This window comes from Bradyrhizobium sp. SZCCHNS3052, assembly GCF_032484495.1.
Classification (GTDB): Bacteria; Pseudomonadota; Alphaproteobacteria; order Rhizobiales; family Xanthobacteraceae; genus Bradyrhizobium.
On the sequence record NZ_JAUETB010000009.1, the window covers coordinates 207,762 to 229,565 of the forward strand.

The window sequence follows — 21,804 nt, forward strand, 5'->3', positions numbered from 1 at the left end:
TCATTCAGCCGGTTCCGGCTGCAGAGCCGGTGATGTCTGCGCCGCCTGGTCCGGCTCCAGCCACGCGCCGAGCGCCGCCAGGAAGGATTCGTTGCTAAGGATCGAGAAGTGGTCGTCGCCGACCACGCCCAAATCTGCCGCCTGCGGCAGTCCCGCCGCGAGCCGATCGCGCTGTCGAAGCCGGCCGGAGGTCCACCAGCAGCCGGGCGCTGCAACGAGATCGGCCGGCCATTCGGCCGCCCGAGCCAGTTGCGCGAGGTGGCGCCCGACCCTGAAGGCCGCGACGATGTCGTCGACGCCGAGAAGACCGTCGCGCGGCTGCAGCGGCGCCGTGCCGATTGCATCGGCGACCAGGCGCCGGATCACCTCGTCCGTCACCGGCGCATCGCCGGAACGAATCGCCGTCACCTGCGACGCGATGGCTGAAGGCTGCACGCCCGGCGCCGCGACCGACAGCAGCGTCAGCAAGTCGTCGGTCCAATGCCGCCCGGGCGACGGCTGCTCGTCACCATGCGGAACGAAGCTGTCGATCAGCGCCAGGCGCTCGACCCGCTCACCGCGCCGCTCAAGTTCGGCAGCAACCAGGCACGCGACCAGTCCGCCAAGCGACCAGCCAATCAGATGATAGGGTCCCTTGCTTTGCTTCCGCGCGATCTCATCGACATAGTCCACGGCCATTGCTGTCAGCGACTCATCGGTGAAGGACGGTTCGATCAGCGTCCGGCACTGCAGTCCGATCAGTTGCCTCCGTCCCTCCAGACGCCGCGCCAGCGGCGCGTAGTCGAACACCGTGCCGAAGCCGCCGTGAAGACAGAACACCGGCGGCGAGCCATCGATCGGTGAACTCAGGGGCAGCAGCGCCGACGGCCGCATGGATGATGCTGCGGGCGTGCCGAGCAAGGCGCGAATGGTCGGCTTCTGGAGGAGATCCCGCAGCTTGATCTCGCCATCGAGGATCGGGGCACGGCGAAGGCGCGCGATCACATTGAGGCTCAGGATCGAGTTGCCGCCGAGCTCGAAGAAGTTGTCGGTGACGCCGACTTGCGCAACACCGAGGATCTCCGCCCACAGCTTCGCCATCGCGACCTCGGCGGGACTTTCCGGGGCGATGAACGCGCGCCCGGCTGCGATATCAGGCGCGGGCAACGCCTTGCGATCGACCTTGCCGCTCGATAGCGTCGGCAGGCGCTCGAGCACGATGATGCGGGATGGAATCATGTAGGCCGGCAAAGTCCGGCGCAGCGCGGCAGTCAGCGTTGCAGACAGCCGCTCGGCCGCAGCCGCGACGGCGTCGCCTGGCGCGCGTGGCGCCACATAGGCCACGAGCTGATTTCCTCCCGCACCCACCACGGCGAGCACGGCAGCCTGCGCGACCGCTGGGTCGCTCAGCAGAGCCGATTGGATTTCGCCAAGCTCGATCCGGAAGCCGCTGACCTTGACCTGATCGTCGCTGCGTCCGAGATATTCGATCGTGCCGCTCGCATCCCATCGCGCAAGGTCGCCGGTGCGGTAGAGGCGTGCGCCCTCGTCCGCCGAAAATGGATCCGGCACGAAGCGTTCCGCCGTCATGCCTGGCTTGGCGTGGTACCCGCGCGCGAGCCCGAACCCGCCGATGTAGAGCTCGCCGGCTGCGCCTGCCGGAACGAGATTCAGCGAGCCATCGAGGATGTAGGCGGTGCGGCGGCCGACGGGAATGCCGATCGGCGCATAGGCCTTGTCGCACGCCGTGTTGCCGTCGACCTTCCACACGAGCGGTGTCACGACGGTCTCGGTCGGACCATAGCCGTTGATCAGGATCTGCGGCTTCAGCGTCCGCCTGACCTTGTCGAAGCCGGCCTTGGGCATCGCCTCGCCGCCGAACGAATACAGCCTCACGGGCGGCGGATTGCCGGCCTGCTCCACCCACTCTGCGACCTGCTGCAGATAGGCCGGCGGCAGGCCGATATGCGTGATCCGCTGCGCATGAAGCTCAGCGACGGTCTGTTCGGGCGTCCACAGCTCCGCATCGCGCATGACCAGCCGAGCGCCCTGCGACAGCACCGTGAGCCACCGCTCATGCGCGCCGTCGAAGGTCAGCGACAGGAAATGCAGCTCGCTTGCGTGCTCGTCGAGCTCGTAGAGCGCAGCGGTCGCTCGGCAATGCATCGCCAGCGGTCCATGCGCGACGGCGACGCCTTTCGGCCGCCCGGTCGAGCCGGACGTGTAGATCACGTAAGCGAGACTCTCCGGATGCAGGCGTGGATCCGGCGCATGGTTCGGACCGCTGGCGGAATCGAACGAGGCCAGATCGATCGCCTGGACGCCTTCGATAACGGAGATGTCACGCGCGCCGGACAGCAGCATCCTCATCCCGGAGTCGCGCATCACATGAGCGATGCGGTCCGGCGGCAGCTCGGGATCGAGCGGGACATAGGCTCCGCCGGCCTTCAGCACGGCAAGCAGCGCGGCCATCGTCGCTTCGTTGCGCTCGACGACGACGCCGACGCGCTGGTCGGCCCCGAGCCCGGCCTCGACGAGGTGGAGCGCGATCCGGTTGGCGCGACGATCGAGCTCACCGTAGGACAGGTTCCGGCCGCCGATCGTCAGGGCGACACGTTCCGGATCGCGCTGTGCATGATCGCGGATCATCTCGTGGACGAATGGACGCATCGCGGCAGACGCCGCCCGGCCATTGCAGGCATCTGCGCGCTGCACATCCTGAGCGGTGGACGCATCGATCGCGCCAAGCCTGGCTTCCGGACCTCGTAGCATGGCCGCGAGCAGATGTTCGAATTGCGCCCTCACCTGCTCCGCCTGTTCCGGCGTGAAGTGGCTCGGCATATAGGTGAATTCGACCTGCAGCGTATCCTCGACCATGACGGACAGGTCCATCGGATAGTTCGTGACGTCGACGTTGCGCAGCTCGCTGAATTGAAGCGAGCCGTCACCCTGCAGCAGGCCTCGGTCGACGGGATAGTTCTCGAACACGATGATGCTGTCGAACATTGTCTCGCCGGCACGTCCGGCCCAGCTCTGGATGTCGTAGAGCGGCGTTTGCTCGAAGTTGCGCATCGCCGCGTTGCGGTCCTGCATGGCGCGCAGCCAGTCACCGATCGTTGCGGCCGGCGAAGGCGTCTCGATCACGGGCAGCGTATTGATGAACAGGCCGATCATCTGCTCGGCCCCGTCGAGACCAGCCGGACGGCCGGCGACGGTGACCCCAAATGTAACGGTCTGCTGGCCGGTGTAGCGTTGCAGCAGCAGCGCCCAGACGCCCTGGATGAGCGTGTTCAGGGTGATGCGCTCGTGCCGGGCGAACGCCTTCAATGCCGCGGTCGCATCCTTGTCGAGCCGGGTGTAGCAGCGCCGGTGTCCGTGCGCGTCGTAGCGCCGCGCGCCGAAGGCATCGGCCAGTTGCGTCGGCTGGTCGAAGGCCGTGAGTTGTCCTCGCCAGAAGCGCTCGGCGGCCTGCGCGTCCTGGGCCAGCAGCCAGGCAACATAATCGCGATAGTGCGCCGATTGAGAGACGAGCGCACGCCCGGCATAGCGCTGCAGGATTTCACCGATGAAGCGGGCCGAGCTCCAGCCATCCATCAGGATATGATGGTAGGTCCAGATCAGGCGATGACGATCGTGGTCGAGCTGCAACAAGCGGACACGCTGCAGTGGCGGCACCGCGAGATCGAACTCGGCATCACGCTCCGCGGCCAGCGCTGACGACAGCCGCGCCTCATCGACAGCTTGCCCACACCAGTCTTCCGTTGCGAACGGCACGCTGGCCGCGCGATGGACGGCCTGCAGCGGTGCGCCGGACAGCTCGCGCCAGAGAAATCCGGTACGCAGCATCGGATGACAGGCAGAGACCTCCTGCCACGCGGTGCGCAGCCGCTCGACGTCCAGCCCGCGGATCTCGACGCTGACTTGGTTGACATAGACGCCACTTCCGGCATCGCGCAGGCTATGGAACAGCATGCCCTGCTGCATCGGCGAGAGCGGGTAGACGTCCTCGATGCGGTCCCAGTCGACACCGAGCTGCGCGAGCTCCTCGCTCGTCAGCCCGGACAATGCGCCGCGCGCGCGAGTGATCGCGGGCTGGTCTTTCCGCGCCGCCACGCAGGCCGGCGCGAGCAGCTCGATCGTCTGCAGCCGGAACACGTCTCTCGGCTCCAGCTCGAGACCAGCCCGGCGTGCGCGACTGACCATCTGCAGCGAGATGATGGAGTCGCCGCCGAGCTCGAAGAAATTGTCGGTGACGCCGACGTCCGGCTGGTGCAGCAGCTCGGCCCAGATCGCAGCAAGTGCGGCCTCGGTCGGATTGCGTGGCGCGACGCGCTGTCCCTGCCCAAGCCGCGTATCGGGCAACGGCAACGCCTTGCGATCGATCTTGCCGTTCGGTGTCAGCGGCAGCCGCGGCAGCACCATCACGCGCGACGGCACCATGTAGTCCGGCAGCGTTGACGCGAGAGTCGCGCGCAGCTCGGCTCCGTCGAGCGCGTCGTCGCCGCTGACATAGCCGACGAGCTGCCGGCCGCCGCCGAGCTCTTGCGCCACCACGACGCTGTCGCGCACGCCGGTCTGCATGCGCAGCCGCGCCTCGATCTCGCCGAGCTCGATGCGGTGGCCGCGGATCTTCACCTGATGGTCGGCACGGCCGACATAGTCGAGCAAACCGTCGGCGCGCCACCGCGCCAGATCGCCGGTGCGGTACAGCCGCGCACCGGGATCGCCGAATGGATCGGGAATGAAGCGCTCGGCGCTGAGCGCCGCTCGCCGCCAATAGCCGCGGGCCAGGCCCTCGCCGCCGATGAAGAGCTCGCCTGTCACGCCGACGGGGGCGGGGTTGAGATCGCCGTCGAGCACGTGCAGCGTGGTGCTGCCGATCGGGCCGCCGAGGACAGGTGCGGGATCGCGTGCGTCGAGCCGATGGCGCGCCGACCAAACCGTGGTTTCGGTCGGCCCGAACACGTTCCAGGCCTCGGCTCCGAGCGCGAGCAGCCGAAGCGCCAGGTCGGGCGCCAGCGCCTCGCCGCCGCTCAGCAAGCGGCAGCCTTGAGGCAGCCAACCGCGCGCACCATCGTCATGATCGAGCAGCATGCGCCAGCTCGACGGCGTGGCCTGGATCAGGGTCACGCCATGATCGGCGACGATCGCCTTCAGCCTCGCCGGATCATGGGCCGAGGCGCGATCCGCCAGCACGATCCGCGCGCCATGAACGAGCGGCAGCCAGAGCTCGAGCACCGCGATGTCGAATGACAGCGAGGTCAAAGCGAGCACGCGGTCATCGCGCGCGATGCCCGGTTGCTCAGCCATCGTCGCCAGGAAATTCGTCACGGCGCCATGGCGCACCATCACGCCCTTGGGCAGGCCGGTCGAACCGGAGGTGTAGATGACGTAGGCCAGGTTGTCTGGATGGATGGCGACGTCGAGATTGCCGACGTCGACCGAATCTTCTCCAAACTCCTCGTCCAGCAGCCAGGCCTGGGCGTGGCCGTCCGCCAGCACTGGCGCGAGCTGGTCGTGGAGCGTCGCCTGCGTCAGCAGCAGCTTCGCGCCGCTGTCGGACAGCATGTGCGCGAGACGCTCGGCCGGATAGTCCGGATCGAGCGGCAGATAGGCTCCGCCCGCCTTGAGCACCGCGAGCAGCGCCACCATCATCGTGACACTGCGCTCCAGCGCCAGTCCCACCACCACATCGGGACCGACGCCGTGCTCCCTGAGCCTATGGCCCAGCCGGTTCGCGCGCGCATTCAGAGCGCCGTAGCTGATCGTCTCCTCATTGTGCACGAGCGCAATCGCATCGGGCGCGCGCCCTGCCTGGGCCTCGAACTGAGCGACGACACCCGGCGCTATCACGGCCCCGGCCGTTGCGTTGACCCGCGCCAGCAGCGCGATGTCCGCGGGATCATCAGCCGCAAGGCAGCCGACCGCCTGCTCGGCATCGCCAGTGATGGCCGCGAGCAGTTGCACGAACGCCTTGTGCAGCCGGCGAATCTGGGCCTCGTCGAAATGTTGCCGCTGGAAATTGAATACCAGCCGCAGCTCTGCTTCGAGACCGACGCTCACGAACAGCGGGTAGTTGCTCGTTTCGAGGATCCTCGTCCGGCCGACGCTCACGCGGCCGTCTCGGGTCTTCAAGGCCTCGTCCACCGGATAGTTCTCGAACACCAGGATGCTGTCGAACAGCGGACGCCCTGCCTGGCCCGCGATCCGCTGAATGTCGGCCAGCGGCATCCAGCCATGATCCCGCAAGGCGAGATTGCGATCCTGCAGGTCGCGCAGCCACGCACCAACCCGCCGCTGCGGATCCTCGGCATCGACCACGGGCAAGGTGTTGATGAACAGGCCGACCATCTCCTCGGCGCCAGCGAGCCCAGCGGGCCGGTCCGACACCGTCACGCCGAAGCAGACCGTATCCTGCCCGGTGAACCGACGGAGCAATTGCGCCCATGCCGCCTGCACCACCGTATTCAGCGTGACCCGTTCGCGGGTCGCGAAGCGTTGCAGCCGCTCGCTGAGATCGGCGTCCACCGCCATGGTGAGCGAGCCATGGCCGACGCGAGCGTCGACCGCAGGCCGCGACAGCAGGCTCGGCTCGTCGAGGCGGGCCAACGCCGCTCGCCAGAACTCGGCCGCAGCACCGTGGTCCTGCGCCTGCAGCCATGCGATGTAGTCGCGGTAGCGCGGCGGCTGTCCTTGCAGCGCCCCCTGCCCCTCGTGCTGCATCACCTCGGCGATGAATCGGGCCGAGCTCCAGCCGTCCATCAGAATGTGATGATGAGTCCAGATCAGCCAATGCCGGTCGTCGGCGATCCGGATCAGCCTTACGCGCTGCAGCGGCGGCCGCGAGAGATCGAAGCCGTCGGCGCGCTCGCGGTCTGCCGCCGCCATGAGCGCAGCATCCAAAGCGGCCGGAGCGAGCTGCGCCGCACGTTCCCGCCAATCTTCCGCGACGAAGGGAACGTCGGCACTGCGATGGACGACCTGCTGCGGTGGTCCCGGCAATTCACGCCACAGGAAACCGGTGCGAAGCACGGTATGGCGATTGCTGACCGCCTGCCACGCGGCTTGCAGCTTGCCGGCGTCGAGACCGCGGGTCTCGGCGGCAACCTGGTTGACGTAGACCCCGGTGCCGTCGTCGTGCAACGCGTGGAACAGCATGCCCTGCTGCATCGGCGACAGCGGATAGATGTCCTCGACCTCGCGCCAATCCAGCGCCAGCGCATCGAGCTCGGCCTGGCTCAGCTTCGACAACGGCACATCGGACGGCGTCACGCCATGGACGCCGCTCGTGCAGTGATCTACCAGCTCACGCAGCGCCGCCTCAAAACAGTCGGCCAGGCGCGCAATCGTTTCGCGGCGTTGACGCTTCCCGCTGAAGCCGAACGACAGCTCCAGACGACCGTCGAGCACCCTCGCATTGATCGCGATATGGTGGCGCAACGGGCTCGATGCGGCGCGCGACGGGCCGGCGCTCTCGGGCGCGATCGAGAACAGCGCCGTCTCGTCCGCGCTGCCATCGACCTGTCCGAGATAATTGAACCCGATGCGCGGCTGCACGCCCGTCGTCAGCGCCGCGCGCTGGGCATCAGAACCCAGGTAGCGCAGGACACCGTAGCCAAGTCCCCGGCTGGGGACGGACCGCAGCATCTCCTTGGTCGCCTTGATCAGCACCGCGGGCGGCTGCGATCCAGCCGCCAGTCGTACCGGGAACGCGGTCGTGAACCAGCCGATGGTTCGCGACAGGTCGAGCCCGCCGCCGAGATCCTCGCGGCCGTGACCCTCGAGTTCGATCGCCATGATCTCCCGGCCCGACCACAGCCACAGCGCACGCGCGAGCGCCGACAGCAGCAGATCATTGACCTGGGTTCTGTACGCCCCGTGCGCCGTGCCCAGCAGACGCGCGGTCAGCTCGGCGTCGATCGCGAGCGGCACGTCGTCGGCGTCTGCAATCGTATCCCGATCCGCATGATCGAAATCGCTCGGCACGTCCTCCGTCTGCCGGAGACCGGACCAATGATCCCACTCTGCAGCCGGCACATCCGAGGCCGCGTGCGCGCGCAGCGCTGCGCCCCATTGGGCATAGGCGTGCGTCTTGGGCGGCAGCGTCGCCTCTTGTCTACGCATGAGCTGCTCATAGGCAGCCGCGAGATCCTCCAGCAGCACACGCCACGACACGCCGTCGGTCACGAGGTGATGAATCACGATCAGGAGGCGCTGCCCGCCCTCCGGCAGATCGATGCCGACCAGCCGCACCAGACGTCCCTCCGCGAGCGAAAGGCTCGCCTGGACCTCAGCGGCGAGCGCGGTGACCGCCTCGCCATCGGCCAGCTCGCACGACCGAAACAGGTCGGAGACCGCCGGCGCCGGCCCGTGCTCGGCGCGCCAGATGCCGTCGATGCGTTCGAAGCGCAGTCTCAGCGCATCGTGATGAGTGACGACGGCCACTGCCGCGCGCCGCAGCACGTTCCAGTCGAGCCGCTGCTGCGGCCGCAGCAGCAAGGCCTGGTTCCAGTGATTGGGCGCCTCCAGCTCCTGCTCGAAGAAACGGAGCTGACTCGGCAGCAACGGGAGTGGCCCGGAGACGAGACCCTGCTCCGCCGTCGTCTCCAACCGGACGACCTGCCGCGCGTCGCGCGCCAGGGCTTCCAGCGTCTGATGCTTGAAGACGTCTCGTGGCTCGATCAGAAGGCCGGCCCGCCGCGCACGACTGACCATCTGCAGCGAGATGATCGAATCGCCGCCGAGCTCGAAGAAATTGTCGGTCATGCCGACATCGGGCTGATGCAGCAGCTCGGCCCAGATGGTTGCCAACGCAGCCTCGGCCGGCGTCCGCGGCGCAATCCGCATCGCTGCAGCGGGCGCCTCCGGCGCCGGCAGCGCGTTGCGATCGACCTTGCCATTCACCATCAGCGGCAGGCGGTCGAGGACCACGATCCGCGCCGGCACCATGTAGTCCGGCAACGTCGCGGACAATGCGTCGCGCAGCACCTCGCCATCGAGCGCGCCGTCACCGCAGACATAGCCGACCAGTTGCCGGCCAGCCCCGAACTCCCTCGCGATGACGACGGCCGCAGTGACCGATGGCTGCTGCAGCAGCCGCGCCTCGATCTCGCCGAGCTCGATGCGGAAGCCGCGAACCTTTACCTGGTGATCGGCCCGGCCGACATAGTCGATGGCGCCGTCGCTGCGCCAGCGCGCCAGATCGCCGCTTCGATAGAGCCGCGCGCCGGGAGGTCCGAAAGGATCGGGAATGAAGCGCTCGGCCGTCAGCGCCGCGCGCCCGAGATAGCCGCGCGCCAGCCCGTCTCCGCCGATATGGAGCTCGCCCGTCGTGCCCTCGGCGACCGGATTGAGGTCGGTGTCGAGAATGCGCAGGATCGTGCCTGGAATCGGAAAGCCGATCGGCACGCGCGCCCCGCTCGCCGCGCGGCAGTTCCAGAAGCTGGCATTGATCAGCGCTTCGGTGGGCCCATAGCGGTTGTCGAACCGGATTGCTGGGAATACCGCGTAGACTTGGTCCTTCAGCGGGACCGGCAAGGCCTCGCCACCGGAGAACAGCCGCTTCAAGCTCACGCATCGGCGAGCCTCCGGCTCAGCCACGAATTGCGCGAGCATCTGCGGCACGAAATGCAGCGTGGTCACACCATGCGCGGTGACCGCATCGACCAGCCGCTTCGGCTCGCGATGGGCCCCCGGCGCCGCGATCGCAAGCCGCGCACCGACCGTCAACGGCCACAGGATTTCCCACACCGCGACGTCGAAGCTGAACGGCGTCTTCTGCAACAGCGTTTCGCCGGGATCGAGCCCGTACTCCCGCTGCATCCAGGCGAGCCGCGCTGCCAGCGCACCACGCGTGCAGGCCACGCCCTTCGGCACGCCGGTCGAGCCGGACGTGTAGATCACATAGGCGAGGCTCTCGGCGTGGGTCGGACTCTGGAGATCCAAGCTGCCGGTGTCCGTGTCCTGCGAGGCGCGTCTGTCGCCGACGGCGATCAACTCGGCGCCCGCCCCTGCCGTGATCTCCATCAGCCGATCACGCAACTGCGGCTGCGTCAGCACCAGCCGCGTGCCGCTGTCGCCCAGCATCGCCGCGAGCCGCTGGCTGGGGTAATCCGGATCGAGCGGCAGGTAGCCGGCCCCGGCCTTCAGAACGGCCAACACAGCCACGACCAGGTCGGCGCTGCGCTCGAATGCCAAGCCGACCGGAGCATCCAGAGCGATGCCGGCCTGCATGATCTGTCGCGCCAGGCGGTTCGCCTGCGCATTCAGTTCCGCGTAGCTGATCCCCTCCTGATCGGAGATCAAGGCCATGGCCGCAGGCGCCCGTGCGACCTGCTGTTCGATCTGCGTCACGACGTCGACGAAGCCGTCTTTCACCGTCGGCGCGGCGGGTCCCGAGCTCCAGCCGAGCACCCGTTGCAAAGCGGCGGCGTCCAAGCCATGCAGCTCCGCGACCGGGCGGCTGCTGTCGTCGGCGATGCGCCCGAGCAGGCAGGCGAACGCCGCCTGTATCCGCTCGATCTGCACCTGGTCGAACCGGCTGCGATCGTAACGGAAGCCGAGCCGGATGCCGGCGTCGGTCACGAACACCGCGACCGTCAGCGCATAGTTGGTGATCGAGATCTGCTCGGCGCGGCTGGCGCGCGGCCCCCCGCCGGCCTGATCGCGCAGCGCCGCGTCGACCGGATAGTTCTCGAACACGAAGATGGTGTCGAACAGCGGCCGGCCGGCGCGGCCGGCAAGGCGCTGGATCTCGTGCAGCGGCATCCAGCCCTGCTCGCGCAGGTCGACGTTGCGATCCTGCAAGCTGCGCAGCCACTCGCCGACCGGCGTTTGAGGTCTCGCGTCCTCGAGCGCGGGCACGGTGTTGATGAACAGGCCGACCGCCTCTTCCACGCCCGCGATCTCGGGCGGCCGGCCGGAGATCGTGGCGCCGAAGCAGACGACATCCTGGCCGGTCAAGCGCCGCAGCAACTGGCCCCACGCCCCCTGCAGAAGCGTGTTCAACGTCACCCGCTCGCGCCGTGCCGCGACCTGCAGCCGCTCGGTCTTCACCGCATCGATCACGAGATCGATCGAGGCATGGCCGTCGGCAGGTGCGGCCGGCCCGCCCAGCGCATCGGCCAGCAGGCTCGGCTCGCCGAGCGTCGAGAGCGAGCGCGACCAGAACATGCTCGACGCCTCTCGATCCTGCCGCTGCAGCCAGGCAATGTAATCGCGATAGCGGCCGCGCGGTGCGCCCAGCGAGGCGCCGCCGACATGCTGCATGATCTCGCCGATGAGCCTTGCTGCGCTCCAGCCGTCGAGCAGGATGTGATGATGGGTCCAGATCAGGCGGAAAACGCCGCCGTCGAGATCGATGAGACGGACCCGCTGCAGCGGCAGCCGTGACAGGTCGAAACCGGCGCGCCATTCGGCTGCCGCCACCTCGGCCAGCGCCGCGTCACGCGCGGCCTGATCCATCGAGTCCACACGGTCGCGCCAATCCTCCTCGACGAAGGGAACAGGAGCCTGCCGATGGACGACCTGCTGCGGTGCGCCCGACAATTCTTTCCACACGAACGCGGTCCGCAGCACCGCGTGTCTCGCGGTCACCGCCTGCCACGCCGCGCGCAAGCGCGCCGCATCGGCGCCGCTGACGTCGACGGCGATCTGACTGACATAGTTGCCGCTGTCGCCGTCGCGCAGCGCGTGGAACAGCATGCCCTGCTGCATCGGCGACAGCGGATAGATGTCCTCGATATCGCGCCAATCGCGCGAGGCTCCGAGCAGGTCGAGCTCCGGCTGGCTGAGGCCCGACAGCGGAACGTCCGACGGCGTGAGGCCATGTACGCCGCTCGTGCAATGCGCGACGAGTTCGCGCAGCGCCGCGGAATAGCACGCGGCCAGCCGCTCGATCGTCGCGCGGCGATAGCGTCGGCGGCCGAAGCTGAATGTCAGCCTCAGCTGGCCGTCGAGCACCTGGCCGTTGATGCTGAGCCAGCGCCCGAGCGGCGCGCCGGCGCTGCGTGACGGCCCCGCGCCTTCCGGCGCGAGCGCGAAGGCAGGGTCAGGGCCGGCGCCGAACTGGCCGAGATAGTTGAACACGATCCGCGGCTCGGCGCCGCCCGCCAGGGCGGCGCGCTGCTCAGGGCTGCCGCAGTAGCGCAGCACGCCATAGCCGAGCCCACGCGCCGGGATGGCCCTTAATTCCTCCTTGATCGACTTGATGAGCGTGGCATCGTCGCTCGCGCCACCGGAGAGGCGAAGCGGAAATGCGGTCGTGAACCAGCCGACCGTGCGCGACAGGTCGATGCCTTCGAACAGATCCTCACGGCCATGGCCTTCGAGCTCGACCAGGCATTCATCGAGTCCGCACCAGCGGTTGACGGCGCGGGCCAGCGCCGCCAACAGCAGATCATTGACCTGGGTCCTGTAGGCAGCGGGTGCCTGCTTGAGCAGCTGCCCGGTCATGTCGGCATCGAACGACACGGCGACGTCTTCGCCATCGGCGACGCGGTCGGTCTCATCGTGATCGTCGTCGCATGGCAGGCCGCCGGCGGCACTGCGCTGTCTCCAATAGTCGAGCTGATCGGCCAGCTCCTCGCTCGCCGCGTAGTCTTCAAGCCTCCTGCTCCACGACGCCATGGACTGGCTCTTGGGGGGCAACGCAATCACAACCGCGCCCTGCGCCGCCTGTCGATGCGCCGACATGATGTCTTCGAGCAGCACACGCCAGGATACGCCGTCGACGACGAGGTGATGCACGACGATGAGAAGCCTCTGGCTGCCGTCCGCGACGTCCATGCCGACGAAGCGCAGCAACGGCCCCTGCAGGGACAGGCTTGCCTGCGCGGCGGCGGCAACCGAGGTGATCTCCGCCGCATCCTGAACAGCGCGGGTCCAGAGCAGATCGGCGCTCGCCGGCATCGCGCCATATCTCGCGTGCCACGCGCCGTCGCTCTGGAGGAATTGCAGTCGCAGGGACTCGTGATGCGCCACCACGGCCTCGACCGCCGGCGCCAACACCCGCCAGTCGAGCCGTGCCGACGGCACCAGCATCAACGCCTGATTCCAGTGATGCCGTTCGCCGGCGTCCTCGGCAAAGAAGCGGCGCTGGATCGGCAACAGCGGCACCGGATCGCCATCGCGCGCGAGCGGCTCGGCGGAGACGACCGCCGCCCGATCGCGGCGCGCGACCCGCGCCAGCCCTTGCAGCGTCTGATACCGGAACAGGTCGCGCGGCTCGATGGCAAGCCCGCGCTGGCGCGCACGTCCGACCACCTGCAATGAAATGATGGAATCGCCGCCGAGCTCGAAGAAGTTGTCGGTCAGCCCGACCCGCGAATGGCCGAGCAATTCAGCCCAGATCGCCGCCAGCTCCAGTTCAGCCGGGGATTGCGGTGCGACGTAGTCGGCCTCAGCAGACAACTGCTCGGGCGCCGGCAAGGCGTCGCGATCGACCTTGCCATGCGCCGTGAGCGGCATCCGCGACATCAGTACGATGCGCGCCGGAACCATGTAGTCCGGCAGTTCCTCGGACAACGCCGCGCGCAGCCCGGTCTCGTCGAGGCCATCCTCGCCGCAGGCGTAGCCGATGAGCTGCTGGCGTCCGCCGATCTCGCGTGCCACCACCACCGCCGACTGAACACCCGCCTGCCGCGTCAGCCGCGCCTCGACCTCGCCCGGCTCGATGCGGAAGCCGCGGATCTTGAGCTGGTGGTCGGACCGGCCGACATAGTCGATGACGCCATCGGCGCGCCAGCGCGCCAGATCGCCGGTGCGATACAGCCGCGTGCCCGGTGCGCCGAACGGATCGGGGATGAAGCGCTCCGCCGTCAACGCCGGCCGATTCCGATAGCCGGCCGCGAGCCCCTCGCCGCCGATATGAAGCTCGCCGGTGACGCCGACCGGAACGATGTTGAGATCGCCGTCGAGAACATAGGCCGAGCGCCGGCCGACCGGGCGGCCGATCGGCGCATAGGCGCAGTCGATCTCGGCATCGACGTCGACCTTCCAGACCAGCGGCGTGACCACTGTCTCCGTCGGACCATAGCCGTTGATCAGCTTGCGCGGCCGCAGCGCCTGCCTGACCTTGTCGAAGCCCGATTTGGGCATGGCCTCGCCGCCGAACGAATACAACGACACGGGCGGCGGATCGCCGCGCCACGCCGCGAAGTCGGCGAGTTGCTGCAGATAGGCCGGCGGAAAGCCGGCATTGGTCACGCGCTCCGCGCCCATCACGTCGAGCGTCTTCTCCGCCGACCAGAGATCGGCGTCACGCATCACCAAGGTCGCGCCGCAGCTCAGCGCGGTCCACAACCGCTCATGCGCGCCGTCGAAGGTGAAGGAGAGGAAGTGCAGCTCGCGCGACTGCCGGTCCATCTCGTAGAGACCGGCGGTGGCGTCGCAATGCATCGCGAACGGTCCATGCGCGACCGCGACGCCCTTCGGCACGCCGGTGGAGCCGGACGTATAGATCACGTAGGCGAGGCTCGAGGGATGGACATCGACCGCCGGGTCGCTCTCCGTCGTCTCGGCCGCCATCGCGCCGGGATCGACGACCGCGATGCCCGGCATCGGCGGCCATTGCGATCGTCCCGCCGCATCGACCAGCACGACGCGCGCGCCGGCATCCCGAACGGTGGCGGCGAGCCGCGCCGGCGGATGATCGGGATCGAGCGGCAGATAGGCCGCGCCGGCCTTCAGGACGGCAACAAGACTTGCGACGAGATCGGGCGAGCGCTGCATCGAGAGCCCGACGAGCTCGCCGGGTCGCACGCCGAGCGCCAACAGATGCTGCGCGATGGCATTGGCGCGGCGATCGAGCGCCTGATAGCTGATCGTCTCGGCCCCGAACACCAGGGCTGTCGCGCCCGGCCTCTCCTTTGCGTGCCGCGCGAGCATCCGGTGCACCGGCTGGAACCCCGCGAGTGCGGGCGCGCAGGCATTCCACTGCCTGACGTCGTCGCGCTGCCGGTCCGACAACAGCTCCAGCGCCGCGATCCGCTGCGTGGGATCCGCGACCGTTGCCCGCAGGATCGTCAGCCAATGCCCCGCGAGCCGTGCGATGGTCGACCGGTCGAACAGCGCGGTGGCAAAGGAGAACAGCGCCGAGACGTCTCCCGACGGCGCTTCCTCGCTGTCGAGCGCGAGGTCGAATTTCACCGTCTCGATCTCTGCCGCGATCGTCTCGATCTGCAGTTCGGACGCAGCCGGCGCATGTGCCGCCTCGCGCCGATGCTGATGGTTGTAGAGCACCTGGAACAGGGGCGTCTGGCTCTGGCTGCGCTGCGGCTGCAGCACGTCCAGCAGCCGCTCGAACGGAAGATCCTGGTGATCCCTGGCCTCGAGCGAGGCTTCGCGCAGGGCGTGAATGACGTCGGCGATCGTGCTCCGGCTGTCGATGCGCGTGCGCAGCACCTGGGTGTTGACCAGCAGCCCGATCAGCCGCCGCGTTTCCGACCGGTCGCGATTGGCGAGCGGAACGCCGACGCAGATGTCGCCCTGCCCACTGTAGCGATAGAGCACCAGCTTGAGCGCCGCGAGCAGCACGACGAACAGCGTCGTGTGATGCTGTCGGGCGAGCCCGCGCAGACGATCGGAAAGCTCGGCGCCGAGCGACAGGCGTATGGCATCGCCGGATTGGTCGGTCTGGGCCGATCGGGGGCGATCGAGCGGCAGTTGCAGCATGGCCGTGCCGTGCAGCCGGTCGGTCCAGTACCGGAGCTGCCGCTCCTCCTCCACGGCACCGAGCCACAGTCGCTGCCAGGCGGCGAAATCGGCGTAGTCGATCTCGAGCGCCGGCAGTGAGGCGGTTTCGCCGCGGACGGCAGCGCGATAGAGCTGCCAGAACTCCTCGGTAAGGACCTGCATCGACCAGCCATCGGCGACGATGTGGTGCAGCGTGACCGAGAGGATATGCTCGTGCTCGCCAAGACCGAGCAGCGCCGCGCGCAGCAGCGGTCCGGATTCGAGATCGAACGGCAGTGCCGCTTCCTCACGCAGCAGCCGGCGCGCCTGCTGCTCGCGATCGTCGCCCGCAATCTCGATACGGCGAAGCGCGACCGGCGCCGGCTGGCCTACGATCTGCTCCGGCTCGCCGCCGTCCTGCCGGAACGTGGTGCGGAGCGCGGCATGGCGCATGACGAGTCCGTCGAGCGCCTTCTGAAGCGCAGCGGCGTCGAGACGGCCCCGCAGGCGGATCGCGACCGGCATGTTGTAGGCGGAGCCGCCCGGATCCATCCGCCACAGGAACCAGAGGCGGGCCTGCGCGAACGACAACGGCGCGCGCTGCAGATGCTGGCGCGCGATCGGCAAAATCGACAGATCGATGCCCTTGGCCGCCAACTGCGTGAGGAAGGCCCGCTGCTTCGGCGCATCGAGACGCGCCAACCGGCGCGCGATCTCGCTGAGCTGCTGGGTCTGAAGTCCCGACTGATCATTCATTGGCGAACTCGACTTCCTCAAGCAGATCGAACATGGCGGCGATGTCGTCGCTGCGCCTGCTCGTCGGCGGGTCCGCGGCGAGCGCGGACGCCATGGCCTCGACCGTGGTCAGCTCGAACAACCGTTTCAGCGGCAGCTCCCGCGCAAGATCGCGCTTGATGCGGCCGACGAGCTGGACGGCCACCAGCGAGTCGCCGCCGAGCTCGAAGAAGTTGTCGGTGACGCCGACCTCCGGCCTGTGCAGCAGCTCGGCCCAGATCGTCGCGAGCGCCGCCTCGGTCGGATTGCGCGGGCCGACTCTGTGCGCCCCCGGCGGCTTCGCGTCCGGCCGCGGCAGCGCCTTGCGGTCGATCTTGCCGTTCGGGGTCAGCGGCAGCTCCGGCAGCACGATCACGCGCGACGGCACCATGTAGTCCGGCAGCGCCGTTGCGAGCGCGGCGCGGAGGTTACTGCCATCGAGCGAGGCCTCGCCGCTGACATAACCGACCAACTGACGGCCGCCGCCGAGCTCCTGCGCGACGACGACGCTGTCGCGCACGCCCGGCAGCTCCCGCAGCCGCACCTCGATCTCGCCGAGCTCGATCCGATGTCCGCGGATCTTCACCTGATGATCGGCGCGGCCGACATAGTCGAGCACACCGTCGGCTCGCCAGCGCGCGAGGTCGCCGGTCCGGTACAGCCGCGCGCCGTCGCTGCCGAACGGATCCGGAATGAAGCGCTCGGCACTCAGCGCCGCGCGTTTCCAATAGCCGCGCGCGAGTCCGTCACCGCCGACGAAGAGCTCGCCAGTGACGCCCATCGGCGCAAGGTTGAGATCGCCGTCGAGCACGTACAACCGGGTGTTGCCGATCGGGCTGCCGAGCAACGGCACGGGATTCGTCGCATCGAGGCGGTGACGCGCCGACCATACCGTGGTCTCGGTCGGCCCATACAGGTTCCAGACCTCGCTGCTCAGCGCGCTGAGCCGCCGCGCCAGATCCGAGGCCAGCGCCTCCCCGCCGCTCAGCAGGCGGCAGGCTTTCGGCAGCCATGGAGCGGTTTCGCTGGTATTGGCCGCATCGTGATCGAGCAGCATGCGCCAGCTCGACGGCGTCGCCTGGATCATGGTCACGCCGTGCCGTGCGACCAGCGCCTTGAGCGCCGCCGGATCATGGGCCGCGGCGCGATCGGCGAGCACGATCCGGGCGCCATGGGCCAGCGGCAGCCACAGCTCCAGCACGGCGATGTCGAAGGACAACGAGGTCAGCGCCAGCACGCGGTCGTCGGCCGCGATGCCCGGCTGTCCGGCCATCGTCGCCAGGAAGTTCGTCACCGCGGCGTGGCGCACCATCACGCCCTTGGGGAGCCCGGTCGAGCCGGAAGTGTAGATGACGTAGGCGAGGCTCTCCGCATGCCCATCGACGGAAAGATCATCGGTCTGGCCGAGGCCATCGCCGGCCGCTACGTCGAGCAGCCAGGCCTCGGCATCGCTCCGGGCCAGCACCGGCGCGAACCGGTCATGCAGCGTGGCCTGTGTCAGCAGCAGTTTGGCGCCGCTGTCGTTCAGCATGTGCGCGAGACGCTCGGACGGATAGTCCGGATCGAGCGGCAGATAGGCCGCGCCCGCCTTGAGCACCGCGAGCAGCGCCACCATCATCGTGACGCCGCGCTCCAGCGCCAGCCCGACCACCACATCCGGCCCGACGCCGCGATCCCGGAGCCGCCGCGCCAGCCGGTTCGCCCGCGCATTGAGCGCACCGTAGCTGATCATCTCCTGCCCATGCACCAGTGCGACCGCATCGGGAGCTCGCGCCGCATGGGCCTCGAACTGCCGGTGCACGCAGAGCGCATTTGCATCGTTGGTCGCCGTCGCGTTCCAGGCCTGCAGCAGCCGCGCGCGATCTTCGTCCGGAACGACGTCGATCCTGCGCACCGGCGTATGCGGCGCCGCTTCCAGCGCCAGCGCCAGCTGCTCGAGCGAGTGCTGCATCATCGCGCCGACCCGCTCGGGCGCGACCGGCGCCACGGCCTGGACCGTCAGGTGAAGCCCATGGCCGTCGTCGTCTACCGCCAGCATCAGCGGATAGTTGGTGCGCTCCTCGCCACCGAGCCATTCGACGCCTTGCAGGGACTCTGCATCTGTCCGCGCATCCTGCCTCCGGCCGTGCCGATAGTTCAGGATCGCGGAGAACAGCGGCGTCGGCGGCGCGACGCCGCTGCAGCGCTGGGCCATTGCCAGCGAGGCATGCTCATGCGCCATCAGCTCCGCCAGCCGCCCATGCGCTGCGCGAACGCTGTCCTCAACCGACGTGCCGTCGAGATCGAGCCGCAACGGCAGCGTGTTGATGAACAGGCCCAGGCTGCGGCCGGTATCGTGGCCGGCCTGCATGCGGCCGAGCAGCACGGTGCCGAACACGACCTGATCACGTCCGCTGCTGCGCGCCAGCACCTGGCCCCAGGCGACATGACAGAGGCTGGCGAGGCTCGCGCCAAGGCGCCGCGCCTGCGCGCGCAGCCGCGCGTCGAGCGTAGCCGGCACGGGCAGCCTCGCCTCGCTCGCGCCGTCGCCGTTGCTGCGCACCTCCATCAATCCGAATGGTGCCGTCGGCGCATCGATGTCGGCGAGCATGCTGCGGAAGAAGCGCTGCTGCGCATCCTGCCCGCCGGCCTTGCGGGTCTCGGCCACGAGGTTACGGAACGGAATCGGTGGAGGGAGAGCGCTGCGGCGGCCCGCCAGGATCAGTTGCACTTCCTCGTGCAGCGCCTGCAGAGTGGTATGGTCGCCGACCATGTGATGCAGCAGGACCAGCAGCAGCAGGCGATCATTTCGTGGGTCGCGGGCGACAATGAGACGCAGCAATGGCGCCTGGGTCAGGTCGAGCCGGCAGGACCTCGGATCGAAGCGGCGCGCCAGCTCGACCTGGGCCGGCTCGTTGCCTTCGAGCTCAACTTCGGTGACGCTTAGCGGTGCCTGGCGCCAGACCACCTGCGCCGGCACCGACAGCCCATCCCAGAGGAACGACGTCCGCAGGACGTCATGCCGGTCGATCACGTCCTGAACGGCCGCAAGATAGCGATCCAGCAGATCACGGCCCGCAAATGCCATCTGCGCGACCAGCACGTAGGGGTCGCCCTCGGTCGCGAGCAGATGATGGAACAGGATTCCCTCCTGCAACGGCGACAGCGCGTAGATGTCCTGGACGTTGGCGACGCCGCCCGGCACACGGCCCACCACGCGGTCGATCTCGCCCTGGCTCAGCGCGATCAGCGGCAGCATGTCCGGCGTGATGACCGGGCTCTGCGCCGTGATCGGGTTGTCAGGAATTGCGGTCTCCTCGCTTTGCCGCAGGCTGGCCGCGAGATCGCGCAGCACCGGCTTGGCGAACACCATCTGCGCATCGATCGTCAGCGCATGGCGCTTCAGCCGGTCCAGCATGCGGACGACGAGCAGCGAATGGCCGCCGAGCTCGAAGAAATGATCGTTGCGACCGACGCGCTCGATGCCCAGCAGCTCGCGCCAGATAGCAGCGAGGACCTGCTCGATCTCGCCGTGGGGCGGATCATAGGCGCCACGGCCGAACGCCTCGTCGTCCGGCGCCGGCAGCGCCTGCCGGTCGACCTTGCCGTTGGGTGTCAGCGGAAACGCATCGAGGCGAACGATCGCCGAGGGAACCATGTAGTCCGGAAGACACGCCTGCAAATGCGTGCGCAGGCGCGCAGCCCATGCGCTGGGATCACCTGCATCGTCCGCCGGCACCACATAGGCGACGAGCGTGAGATCGCCCTGCGCATCGCGCCGCGCCAGCACCGCCGAGTCCCGCACTCCGGCCTGCGCATTCAGCCGATGCTCGATCTCGCCGAGCTCGATGCGGAAGCCGCGGATCTTCACCTGATGGTCGTTGCGGCCCAGGAATTCGATGTTGCCGTCGGCGAGATGGCGGCCGAGGTCACCGGTTCGATACATCCGCGCGTCGGACGACAGCCCGAACGGATCCACGGCAAAGCGCTGCGCCGACAAATCGGGACGGTTGAGATAGCCGCGGGCAACCCCTGCCCCGCCGATCCAGATCTCGCCGACGGCACCGCGCGGCACCGGCATGCCCTGGGCGTCGAGCAGATAGATCCGCGCGTTGGCGATCGGGCGACCGATTGGGACGACACCGCCGGCGAAGCCGGGCGGACGGCGCCATGCGGTGGCGCAGACGGTTGTTTCCGTCGGGCCGTAGGCGTTGAAGACCGCGATCTCCGACGGCAGGGCCTCGAACAGCTCCGGCTTTGGCAACTCGCCAGCGAGAACGAGCACGTCGAGCCCGGAGAGCCGCGCGAGGTCCGAGCGGCCCTGCAGCATCGCCGGCGGCAACGTGGCATGGGTGATGCGATGTTCGGCGAGATAGTTCACCAGCTCCGCCGCATCGCGGTGCTCGCGGCTTCCGAGCAGATGCAGTTCGGCGCCGGCGCAAAGCGCCATGACGATGTCCCACACGCTCGCGTCGAAGCTGAAGGAGGCGAATTGCGCGATCCGGCTGTGCGGACCGGTGTCGAACAGCCCGATCTGGGCCTGCGCGAGATTGACCAGGCCGTGGTGCTCGATCATCACGCCCTTCGGCTGTCCGGTCGAGCCCGAGGTATAGATGACATAGGCGAGGCTGCGCGGCGTCAGGCCACGGGCAACAACATCCGGTGCGCCCTCCGGCAGCCCGCTCCAGGCCGGCGCATCGCTCTCCACATCCACAACCGGACATGCCACGCTGCCGAGCGTACTGGCGCTCGCGCCGTCACAGAGCAGCAGCGTCGGCCGGGCATCGGTCACGGTCTCGCGCAGCCGCTGCGGCGGATAGGTGGGGTCCAGCGGCAGATAGGCCGCTCCCGCTTTGAGGACCGCGAGCACGCTGACGATCGCATCGATGCCGCGCTGCTGGCAGATCGCGATCAGCCGGTCCGGACCAGCGCCCAGCGCGACGAGATGATGCGCGAGGCGATTAGCGCGCAACTCGAGCTCGCGATAGGTCAGGTTGACCTTGTCATGGACCAGCGCCACCGCCGACGGCCGGCGGCGCGCCTGCTCGGCAACGAGATCCTGAATGCAGCAGTCAGGCGGCGTGAACGAGCGCGTGCGGTTCCAGACATCCAGCAGCAGCGCACGTTCCTCGGCTGGCAGCAGCTCGATGCGATCGACCGGCTGGCTGGTGTCGGCGACCATGGCGCGCAGCACCGCCAGCAGATAGGTGCGATAGCGCTGCACGGTCTCGGCGTCGAACAGCGCCGTCGCGTAGTTGATCTTGCCGGAGATGCGTCCACCGCTCTCACTGAGATCGAGCTCGAGATCGAACTTGATCTTGTGCTGCTCGGTCGCAAGGCGCTCGACCGCCAGGCCGGGCAGCGCCAATGAGCCGATATCATTGCTCTGCCATGCGAACA

Annotated in this window: 2 protein-coding genes (1 of these 2 cut by a window edge); both read right to left on the reverse strand. The window is 68.4% G+C overall.

The window, feature by feature from the left end:
* The gene (locus QX073_RS25080; protein ID WP_316226551.1) at nt 1–16,407 is read right to left on the reverse strand and encodes a non-ribosomal peptide synthase/polyketide synthase; all 16,407 of its coding nucleotides are present in this window, start codon (nt 16,405–16,407) and stop codon (nt 1–3) included.
* Nucleotides 16,400–21,804: the 3' portion of a non-ribosomal peptide synthetase gene (locus tag QX073_RS25085; RefSeq protein ID WP_316226552.1), read on the reverse strand. 1,186 nt of this gene lie beyond the right edge of the window; the window shows 5,405 of its 6,591 coding nt (coding positions 1,187–6,591); the start codon falls outside the window, past its right edge; it ends in the stop codon at nt 16,400–16,402. The genes QX073_RS25080 and QX073_RS25085 overlap by 8 nt, the downstream gene beginning before the upstream one ends.